The organism is Faecalibacterium sp. (assembly GCF_052358865.1).
Lineage (GTDB): Bacteria > Bacillota > Clostridia > Oscillospirales > Ruminococcaceae > Faecalibacterium > Faecalibacterium butyricigenerans.
In genome coordinates this window covers 1-4,386 of record NZ_DAWCVJ010000122.1, presented here as the reverse complement: position 1 = coordinate 4,386, position 4,386 = coordinate 1, and the positions used below count along the sequence as shown (strand labels likewise).

Annotated in this window: 6 protein-coding genes; 5 read left to right on the top strand and 1 reads right to left on the bottom strand. The window is 59.2% G+C overall.

Features of this window, described 5'->3' with window-relative positions; genetic code table 11:
- On the bottom strand, positions 1-253 hold a 253-nt coding region (locus ACT8X9_RS12880; RefSeq protein ID WP_444269257.1), incomplete at its 3' end, for a hypothetical protein.
- 99 nt (positions 254-352) lie between these two features.
- Here ACT8X9_RS12880 and ACT8X9_RS12875 point away from each other — a divergent pair.
- The 5 genes from ACT8X9_RS12875 to ACT8X9_RS12855 form a co-directional block, all read left to right on the top strand.
- Entirely contained in the window at positions 353-583 is a 231-nt protein-coding gene (locus ACT8X9_RS12875; RefSeq protein WP_444269256.1) for a hypothetical protein, read from the top strand.
- 124 nt (positions 584-707) lie between these two features.
- Complete coding sequence (locus tag ACT8X9_RS12870; RefSeq protein ID WP_227620867.1) at positions 708-1,448, top strand: YjjG family noncanonical pyrimidine nucleotidase; 741 nt, start codon at positions 708-710, stop codon at positions 1,446-1,448.
- 54 nt (positions 1,449-1,502) lie between these two features.
- Positions 1,503-3,395: an ABC-F family ATP-binding cassette domain-containing protein gene (locus ACT8X9_RS12865; protein WP_444269255.1), complete on the top strand. Its 1,893-nt coding sequence runs from the start codon at positions 1,503-1,505 to the stop codon at positions 3,393-3,395.
- 25 nt (positions 3,396-3,420) lie between these two features.
- Positions 3,421-3,960, top strand: a complete 540-nt coding sequence (locus tag ACT8X9_RS12860) for a Gx transporter family protein (protein ID WP_227620865.1) — start codon at positions 3,421-3,423, stop codon at positions 3,958-3,960.
- Positions 3,961-4,078: 118 nt separating this feature from the next.
- The coding region (locus tag ACT8X9_RS12855) for an LON peptidase substrate-binding domain-containing protein (protein WP_444269254.1) at positions 4,079-4,386 on the top strand (308 nt) is incomplete at its 3' end.

Here is a 4,386-nt window from a genome sequence, read left to right as displayed (position 1 = left end):
TCACCATCGGCAGCGGTGTGTCCAGCGAGTCTGCTCCTGCCAGCAGCTCGTCCTCGTCCAATGCCGGTTCTTCCGGCAGTACATCCGCTTCGTCTTCCTCTGCAAGCTCGGGCAGTTCCGGCAGCAGCTCCTCCCACAGCACCAGCAGCTCCTCGTCTGCATCGTCCAGCACGTCGGGCAGTTCCAAGGCAGAGTCGGAATCGAAGCCGGAGTCCAAAGCCGAGTCCAGCTCGGAGTCCAAGGCGGAATCCAAGTCCGAGGCCTCTGCCAGCAAGGAAACCGAGAGCAAGGCAGAATAAGTTTCACCCTTCTGCGTCCGGCTGCATAGGCTGGGCCGAGAGGAGGCGAGCCGATGGTCTGTGAAGAAATGCGAGTTCCCGGGCTGCCCGGTGCAGAAGATGTGACGGACGGCAGCGTGGATTACTACGACATGGACTGGGAGAATATCGAGAACGGCGTGACGGAGGAGCAGATGGCGAAGTGCATCGCAAAAGAGTGCTCCTGTAAGCCGGAGCCGGACTGCGGCGGCAATCTACCGGAGCAGTCTGACGAGGAAGCTTATGAAATGACGCTGGAAGGATAAAAATTACGAGAAGCCAGCTCTGCCGGGCGGGGCTGGCTTCTCGCTGTTCTCAAACCGCAGCCGTTGCCGCGCCCGCTTTTGAGCGGCGGGCTGCACGAAAAAATGATAGAGAAGGGAAAGACAAATGGCAAAATACTATTGCATCCTCTTCGATGCGGACAATACGCTTCTGAATTTCGACGCTGCCGAAAGCAAGGCTCTGGCTGAAACGCTGGTGGAATATGGCATCGAGCCGGACGCCGAGACGGTGCAGACCTACCGCACCATCAACGAAGAGCTGTGGCGTCAGCTGGAAAAAGGCCAGATCCGCCGCGATAAGCTGATGGGGGAGCGTTTTACCCGCTTCCTCAAGGCCATCAATGCAGCAGGCGATGGCGTGGAGATGAACCGCTGCTACCTCGAGCGCCTATCCACCCACCCCGACCTGATGACCTCCAATGTGCTGGATGTCCTCGGCGAGCTTTCGGAGGTGGCGACGCTGGCGGTCGTGACCAACGGCTTCGAGAAGGTACAGAGCCGCCGGGTGGCGGAGTCGGGCATCCGGAACTACCTTGAGGACGTCTTTGTCTCTGAGAAGCTGGACAGCGAAAAGCCCAGTCGCCGCATCTTTGACGCTGCTCTTCGCGCACTGGGCGTGGAAAACCGGGAGCACGTTCTGGTGGTGGGCGACAGCCTCACCAGCGACATTCAGGGCGGCGTGAATGCAGGTCTTGACACCTGCTGGTTCAATCCCGGCCATGCAGAGAACCCGGGCAAGGTGACACCCACCTACGAGATCGCCTCACTGGAAGAGCTGTATCCTCTGGTGATGGAGCCGGAAGAGCTGGCAAACCTCGGCCTCAAGCACCGCCGCCATCAGCCGTAACGGCGGCGGGACGTCCGTATCCACCCCTACTGGAAAAGAACACGGAAGATTATTATGCTGATTCATTTGGAAAAACTCGGAAAGAGCTTTGGCGAAAAGGTCGTCCTGCACGACGTGAGCGCCAGTGTAGAAAAGGAAGACCGCATCGGCATCGTGGGTCAGAACGGCGCGGGCAAGACGACGCTCCTCAAGATCCTGACCGGCGTTTACACCGACTATGACGGGGAATTCAGTGTGACCCACGGCGTGACGCTGGGCTATCTGGAACAGAACGCAAAGCTTGACACGACACTTGATATTTACGGGGAGATGCGCTCTTCCTTTGCCCCTGTGCTGGACGCGATGGCCCAGATGCAGATTTTGGAAAAGAAGATGGCGGCCGCTCCAAATGACCCTTCGCTGCTGGAAAAGCACGATGCACTGCAAAACATCATCGACGCAGCCGACGGCTACAACATGGACGTCAACATCAAAAAGGTGCTGTCTGGCATGGGCTTTGCGCAGGATACATGGGGCAAGAACGTGGGCGTTCTGTCCGGCGGTGAGCTGACCCGTCTGCGTCTGGCAAAGCTCTTGCTGGAAAAGCCGGATGTCCTTATTCTGGACGAGCCGACCAACCACTTGGATTTTGCCACGATGGAATGGCTGGAAAGCTACCTCAAGGGCTACTCCGGTGCGGTCCTTGTGGTCAGCCACGACCGCTATTTCCTCGACAATGTCTGTACCAAGATCTGGGAGGTCTCCTTCCAGACCATGACCACCTATAAGGGCAACTTTTCGGCCTACCTGCCCCAAAAGGAAGCCGCTGACGCCCTGCGCCAGAAGCAGCACGACGCCGATGTGGCGCTGGCTGAAAAGCTGCAGGACTACATCGACCGCAACCTCGTCCGCGCCTCCACCACCAAGATGGCCCAGAGCCGCCGCAAACAGCTGGAGAAGCTGGAGATCACAGAGGCTCCGCAGGACGAGACGAATCAGCTCAAATTCCGCTTCGAATACGACGTAGAACCGTGGAATGAGCTGGTGCTGCTCAAGAACCTGACCATCAAGATCGGCGACCGGACTCTGCTGGAACCCTTTACCTATACGGTCTGCCGCGGCCAGCGGCTCATCATCGCCGGACCCAATGGCGCGGGCAAGTCCACCCTGATGCAAGTGCTGGACGGCAAGCGCCGTCCCTCCGGCGGTATGGTGCGTCTGGGGACGGGCGCACGGCCCAGCATCTTTGCCCAGCAGCAGAACCGCATCGGCGCAGGCCGCGTCATCGACGTCATCTGGAATAAATACCCCCGAATGACCGAATTGGAAGTCCGCAGCCATCTGGCGAAGCTGGGCTTCCGGGGCGAGACGGTCTTCAAGCCCTGCGAAGCCCTGTCCGGCGGCGAACTGGCCCGTCTGCGCTTCGCGGAGATCGTGCTGGAACGGCCGAATCTGCTTTTCCTCGACGAGCCGACCAACCACTTGGACATCTACACCCGCGAAAATCTGACCGAGGCGCTGATGGCCTACACCGGCACGCTGCTCCTTGTCACCCATGACCGTCATCTGATGAACAGTCTGGCCTGCCCCATCCTCTATCTTGAGGACGGCAAAGCGGTTATTTATCCTAGCTACGATGCTCTGATGGGCCGCGCCGCTCCTGCCCCCGTGGCAGAGAAGAGCGGCGAGCCTGCTAAGGCAGGCTACGGCAAGGAACAGCGCCGCCGCCGGGCAGAGCTGCGCGCCAAGATCAAAGCCTGCGAGGATGAGATGGAGGCCTGCGGCGCCCGGGAAGTGGAGCTGGAAAACGAGATCAACTCGCCGGAGGTCTACAACGACCCGCAGCTCCTGCGGGAAAAAAGCGACGAGCTGAGCGACCTTCGCTTCCATCAGGACGAGCTTTTTGCCGCGTGGGAAGCCGCTGTCGAGGAGCAGGAGCAATACGAACAGTCTGCAGGCGAAGAATAAGCTGCGGCACAAAGGGGGAGAGCCAATGGCAAACCGAGATCATGATCCGAAGAAAACACACGAGATCGCACTTTCTGGCCTGCTGTTTGCGCTGGCAATGGCCCTTTCCTTTCTCGAGGGCACGCTGGTCATCCCGGGCCTTGCGCCGGGCATGAAGCTGGGCCTTGCGAACATCGTGGTGATGTATGCACTGTTTTTCATGGGAGTGCGGCAGGCGCTGTATCTCGACCTGCTCAAGGCGCTGTTCGTCTTTCTCGTCTCCGGGGGAACGGCAGGTTTTCTCTCCCTCTGCGGCGGGCTGCTGTCCCTGCTGGTGATGTGGGTGCTTTACTATAAGCTCCCGTTCCAGCCCACATGGTTCATCCTGTCGGTCTGCGGCGCACTGGCCCACAATGTCGGTCAGTTGCTCGGCGCAGGACTCATCCTGTCCTCGGCGATGTCGCTCTATTATGCGCCGGTGATGCTGGTGCTGGGCCTTATCATGGGCGCGCTCACATCCCTGACCCTCAAAGCCATCCTCCCCGCACTGGGGCGGCTGGGCTACAACACCCGGGAAAAGCGCTGAATAGTTGCATCGAAAGAAGTTTTTCGCTATAATAAAATGATAGATTTGATTTGACCCTACAAAAAAGCCGCCCTTATGGGTGACTCGCATCCGAGGGACGGCTGGGAGGTTTTGCACTATGTCTGAAAAAGTTACGGTCAAGGTGGAGCGGAGCGTTCTCCATCTTCCGGCCATCGCCCTGCGCGGGTTGGTGGTCTTCCCCAACAATCTGCTCCACTTCGAGGTGGGCCGCGAGAAGAGCATCGCCGCCGTGGAGTGGGCCGTCAGCAACAACTCGGACGTCTTCCTCGTGGCGCAGAAGGAGATGAAGGTCGAAGAGCCCAAGTCCGCCGACCTCTATACTTATGGCGTCGTGGCCGAGGTCACGCAGGTGATGCGGGTGTCGGACGAACTCGTCCGGATTCTGGTCGAAGGCAAGTACCGGGC